At 72.4% G+C, this 5,183-nt stretch carries 6 protein-coding genes; 2 read left to right on the top strand and 4 right to left on the bottom strand.

The features are described from left to right. Positions 1-1,084, top strand: a 1,084-nt coding sequence (locus tag ACTUAL_RS17440) for an FAD-binding protein (protein WP_440901018.1), incomplete at its 5' end; no start/stop codon positions are given. Position 1,085: 1 nt separating this feature from the next. After that, complete coding sequence (locus ACTUAL_RS17445; protein ID WP_096492043.1) at positions 1,086-1,835, top strand: succinate dehydrogenase/fumarate reductase iron-sulfur subunit; 750 nt, start codon at positions 1,086-1,088, stop codon at positions 1,833-1,835. Here ACTUAL_RS17445 and ACTUAL_RS17450 read toward each other — a convergent pair. The 4 genes from ACTUAL_RS17450 to ACTUAL_RS17465 all read right to left on the bottom strand — a co-directional run. Next, on the bottom strand, positions 1,787-2,641 hold the full coding sequence (locus ACTUAL_RS17450) for an ADP-ribosylglycohydrolase family protein (RefSeq protein WP_096492044.1): 855 nt from the start codon (positions 2,639-2,641) through the stop codon (positions 1,787-1,789). The two genes, ACTUAL_RS17445 and ACTUAL_RS17450, sit on opposite strands and share 49 nt — an antisense overlap. A 33-nt stretch (positions 2,642-2,674) precedes the next feature. Continuing rightward, positions 2,675-3,169, bottom strand: coding sequence for a MerR family transcriptional regulator (locus tag ACTUAL_RS17455; RefSeq protein ID WP_440901019.1), 495 nt, complete (start codon positions 3,167-3,169; stop codon positions 2,675-2,677). Between the two features lie 12 nt (positions 3,170-3,181). Continuing rightward, positions 3,182-3,322 carry a hypothetical protein gene (locus ACTUAL_RS17460; RefSeq protein ID WP_440901020.1) on the bottom strand — a complete coding sequence of 47 codons (141 nt, stop codon included), beginning with the start codon at positions 3,320-3,322 and terminating at the stop codon, positions 3,182-3,184. 40 nt (positions 3,323-3,362) lie between these two features. After that, the coding region (locus ACTUAL_RS17465) for a vitamin B12-dependent ribonucleotide reductase (protein WP_440901021.1) at positions 3,363-5,183 on the bottom strand (1,821 nt) is incomplete at its 5' end.

The raw sequence follows: 5,183 nt of genomic DNA on the forward strand, positions 1-5,183 counted from the left end.
GGTCACCGAGTCGGTGCGCGGCGACGGCGGCGTCCTGCGCAACTCCGAGGGCGAGCGGTTCATGTTCGGCTACGTGCCCGAGGTGTTCAAGGACAAGTACGCCGAGGACGAGGCCGAGGGCGACCGCTGGTACACCGACCCGGACCACAACCGCCGCCCGCCCGAGCTGCTGCCGCGCGACGAGGTGGCGCGCGCGATCAACTCCGAGGTCAAGGCCGGTCGCGGCACCGAGCACGGCGGGGTGTTCCTGGACGTGTCGACCCGGCTGCCAGCCGAGGAGATCCGGCGGCGGCTGCCGTCGATGCACCACCAGTTCAAGGAGCTGGCCGACGTCGACATCACCGCCCAGCCCATGGAGGTCGGCCCGACCTGCCACTACGTGATGGGCGGCGTGCTGGTCGACCCGGACACCGGCGCGTCCTCGGTGCCCGGCCTGTACGCGGCGGGCGAGGTGTCCGGCGGGATGCACGGCTCCAACCGGCTCGGCGGCAACTCGCTGTCGGACCTGCTGGTGTTCGGCAAGCGCGCGGGCGAGGGCGCCGCCGACTACGCGGCCGGGCTCACCACGCGGCCCACGTGCGGCGACGAGGCGATCGCGCGGGCGCAGGAGGTCGCGCTGGCGCCGTTCGCGGGCGAGGGCGGGGAGAACCCGTACGCGCTGCACGTCGAGCTCCAGCAGACCATGAACGACCTGGTCGGCATCATCCGCCGGGCCGAGGAGATGCAGAGCGCGCTGGAGCGGCTGGACGGGCTCAAGCGCCGCGCCGCCGCGCTCACCGTCGAGGGGCACCGGCAGTTCAACCCCGGCTGGCACCTCGCGCTGGACCTGCGGAACATGCTGCTGGTCAGCGAGTGCGTGGCCCGCGCCGCGCTGCTGCGCACCGAGAGCCGGGGCGGCCACACCCGCGACGACCACCCGCGCATGGACGCCGACTGGCGGCGCAAGGTGCTGCTGTGCAGCGCCTCCGGCGACGGCGTGGCCGTGGCCGAGCTGGCCCAGGAGCCGATCCGGGCCGACCTGCTGGCGCTGTTCGAGCGCGCCGAGCTGGAGAAGTACCTGACCGCCGAGGAGCTGGAGGGCTGACGTGGGCTACCAGGGGCACTTCCGGGTATGGCGCGGTGACGCCTCCGGCGGCGCGATGGAGGACTTCACCGTCGAGGTCAACGAGGGCGAGGTCGTGCTCGACGTCATCCACCGGTTGCAGGCCACCCAGGCCGCCGACCTCGCCGTGCGGTGGAACTGCAAGGCGGGCAAGTGCGGCTCGTGCTCGGCCGAGGTCAACGGCAGGCCGAGGTTGCTGTGCATGACCCGCATGTCGGTGTTCGCCGAGGACGAGACCGTCACCGTGACGCCGATGCGGGCGTTCCCGGTGATCAGGGACCTGGTCACGGACGTGTCGTTCAACTACGCCAAGGCGCGCGAGGTGCCCGCGTTCCGGCCGCCCGAGGACCTGGAGCCCGGCGAGTACCGGATGGCGCAGGTGGACGTGGAGCGCTCGCAGGAGTTCCGCAAGTGCATCGAGTGCTTCCTGTGCCAGGACACCTGCCACGTGGTGCGCGACCACGAGGAGAACAAGGAGGCGTTCTCCGGGCCGAGGTTCCTGATGCGGGTCGCCGAGCTGGAGATGCACCCGCTCGACACGGCCGACCGCGTCGAGGCGGCGCGCTCCGAGCACGGCCTCGGGCTGTGCAACATCACCAAGTGCTGCACCGAGGTGTGCCCGGAGCACATCGCCATCACCGACAACGCGCTCATCCCGCTGAAGGAGCGGGTGGCGGACCGGCGCTACGACCCGCTGGTGTGGTTGGGCAACAAGCTGTTCCGCAGGTCCTGAGGCAGCGGCTCGCGCGCGGCCAGCCACTCCGGCGGGACGGGCGCGCGGACGACGCCGCCCACCATCGCGGCGGTGGTGTCCACGTCCCCGCCCGCGCGCACGCAGGCGCCGATCGCGGCGCGGTAGTCGTGCGCGTGGGTGGCGGCGATCCACAGGACGAGCGGGACGCTGGTGAGCGCGGTGGGGCGGGAACCGTTGCCGAGGTGGTGGACGGCTTCCTCCGGCGAGCGGCCCAGCAGGCTCTCGGCGAGCGCGACGGCGTCGCGGACCGCGCCGGGCCGCAACCGGTCCAGCGCCGCCTCGAACACCGCGTCCGGGCGCGCGGCGGCGAGCGCGACCGCCACCGCGCCGTCGACGCCCTCGGGGTGCGCGTGGGTGACCTCGGCGGAGCGGGTGGCCTGCTCGACCACGGCGTCCAGGTCGTCGGCGAAGAACGCGCCGACCGGGGCGACGCGCATCGCGGCCCCGTTGCCGAGCGAACCGCCGCCGAACGCGCCGGCCGCGGCCTCGCGCCAGGGGACGCCGTCGCGGAGCCGGCGCAGGATCGTGATCGCGCCGGGGCCGTAACCCCGGTACGGGTCGCAGTGCTCGGCGAACGCGGCGGCCAGGCGGTCCTGCACGATCTCGCCCCGGTCGCGCAGCTCGGCGGTGACCAGGCAGGCCATCTGGGTGTCGTCGGTCCACGGCCACGGGGGCGGGCCGGGGGTGAGGGTCTCGGGGGAGGTGCCGGGGACGAAGAACTGGGCGCCGAAGGCGTCGCCGGTGGAGAGGCCGTCGAGTGAGGTCAGGGCTTCGGGTAGGGGCATGGTGGGGGTGATGCTAGGGCTGTTGTCGGGTGCTCAGTGGATGAGCCCTTGGCCGGTGCCGCGGCAGCTGGGGAGGTGCGGTTCTCGGTCGGCCTGTCGGGGACGCGCTGGGCCGCCGCTATGGCCGCCACCGCGTGCACGTCCTGGGTCCGCTCGACCCCGATCGGGAACGGGTGAAGGCGCCAGTCGCGCACCAGGCTCTGCGGCCAGGCGGGTGCGGGTGTCGGTGTGGGCGGCGATGCGGCGGTCCGGGGCGGCCAGGCGGTCGTGGGCCACGCGCAGGCCGCGCTCGGACGGTGGCGCGGTCAGCACGTCGCCGTCCAGGCACGGTTCGAACTCGCGCACGTCCTCCAGGGTCAGGCCGACCGCCAGCAGGCAGCGGGTGTTCCCGACCTGCGTCACCGCCGCGTCCGGGTAGGCGCGGTAGCCGTTGGTGGCGCGGGTCGAGGTCAGCAGCCCGGTCTGCTCGTAGTGCCGCAGGGCGCGCGGGGTGGTCCCGGTGGCGGTCGCCAGTTCTCCGATCAGCACCGGGGCATTGTGCTACGCGCCCACCCCCGCGCCGCCGTCCACGGGCAGCACGACCCCGGTGGTGAACGGCGCGCGGGCCAGGTGCGCGATCACCTCGATGTCGTTCCCCAGGGTGCAGGAGCACGAGCGAACGGGGTGGGCGCCGGCTCGCAAGCCCGTGCCCACCCCGCTGTTCAGCTCAAGCGCTCAGCGATCAGCTGCAGCCCGACGTCGACCCGCAGCCCTCGCACAGGTAGCACGACCCCGCGGGCCGCATCTTCGTGCCGCAGGTCATGCACAGCGGCGCGTCCGCGACCGTGCCCAGGCGCAGCTCCAGCAGCTCCGTGGAGCTGCCCACCCGCGCCGGCGGCTCGGTCGTCGCGGGCTTCGACTCCGGCTCGCGGGTCGGGGTCGCGTCGACCGTCGTGCGCAGGCCCTCCAGGTCCACGTCGGCGCCCGGCGTGCCGTAGTCCGCGTTGACCTGCGCGGTGCGCTCCTCGGCGGTGAAGATGCCGAGCTGGGCGCGCTTGTCGTGCGGCAGGTAGTCCAGGGCCAGCCTGCGGAACAGGTAGTCCAGGACGCTCGTCGCGATGCGCACGTCCGGGTCGTCCGTCATGCCCGCGGGCTCGAAGCGCAGGTTCTGGAACTTCGAGACGTAGAACTCCAGCGGGATGCCGTACTGCAGGCCCACCGAGATCGACATCGAGAAGGCGTCCATCACGCCCGCCAGGGTCGAGCCCTGCTTGCCCAGCTTGACGAACACCTCGCCGAGGCCGTCGTCCGGGTAGGAGCCCGCGTGCAGGTAGCCCTCGGCGCCGCCGACGGTGAACGACACCGTCTGCGACGGGCGCTTCTTCGGCAGGCGCTTGCGCACCGGGCGGTACTCGATCACCGTCTCCGGCGCCTTCTCGGCGGCGGTCGACGCCTTCGCGGCCTTGCCCGCCGACAGCGGCTGGCCGACCTTGCAGTTGTCGCGGTAGATGGCCAGCGCCTTCAGGCCCATCTTCCAGCCCTGGTAGTAGACCTCCTCGACCTCCTCGACGGTCGCCGTCTCCGGCATGTTGACCGTCTTCGAGATCGCGCCGGACAGGAACGGCTGCACGGCCGCCATCATCCGGACGTGGCCCATCGGCGTGATGGAGCGCTCGCCCATCGCGCAGTCGAACACCTCGTAGTGCTCCGGCTTCAGGCTGGGCGCGTCCACGACGTGGCCGTGCTCGCCGATGTGCTCGACGATGGCCTCGACCTGCTCGGTCGGGTAGCCCAGCGCGGACAGCGCGCGCGGCACGGTCTGGTTCACGATCTGCATCGACCCGCCGCCGACCAGCTTCTTGAACTTGACCAGCGCCAGGTCCGGCTCGATGCCGGTGGTGTCGCAGTCCATCATCAGGCCGATGGTGCCGGTGGGGGCGAGCACGCTGGCCTGCGCGTTGCGCCAGCCGTTGAGCGCGCCGATCTCCTGGCACCTCTGCCACTCCGCCGTCGCGAGCGAGCGCGTGTTGGCGTCGTTGGCGTGCAGCGTGCGGATCTCGTCGTTGGCCGCCGCGTGCTTGCGGATGATCCGCTTGTGCGACTCGGCGTTGCGCGCGTAGCCGTCGTACGGGCCGACGACGCCCGCGAGCTCGGCGGACCGGCGGTAGGACACCGCCTGCATCAGCGAGGTGATGGACGCGGCCAGCGCCCGGCCGCCCTCGGAGTCGTACGCGTGGCCGGTGGCCATGAGCAGCGCGCCCAGGTTCGCGTAGCCGATGCCCAGCTGGCGGAACGCCCGCGTGGTCTCGCCGATGGCGGGGGTCGGGAAGTCCGCGAAGCAGATCGAGATGTCCATCGCGGTGATGATCAGCTCGACCGAGCGGGCGAACAGGTCGGCGTTGAACGAGCCGTCGTCACCCAGGAACTTCATCAGGTTCAGCGACGCCAGGTTGCAGCTGGAGTTGTCCAGGTGCATGTACTCCGAGCACGGGTTGGACGCGGAGATGCGCCCGGACTCCGGGCAGGTGTGCCAGTCGTTGATGGTGCCGTCGTACTGGATGCC

The organism is Actinosynnema sp., assembly GCF_052038725.1.

Excerpts from the sequence above, each read along its gene's own strand:
- ACTUAL_RS17450 (WP_096492044.1), bottom strand. The coding sequence starts at position 2,641 with ATGCCCCTACCCGAAGCCCTGACCTCACTCGACGGCCTCTCCACCGGC.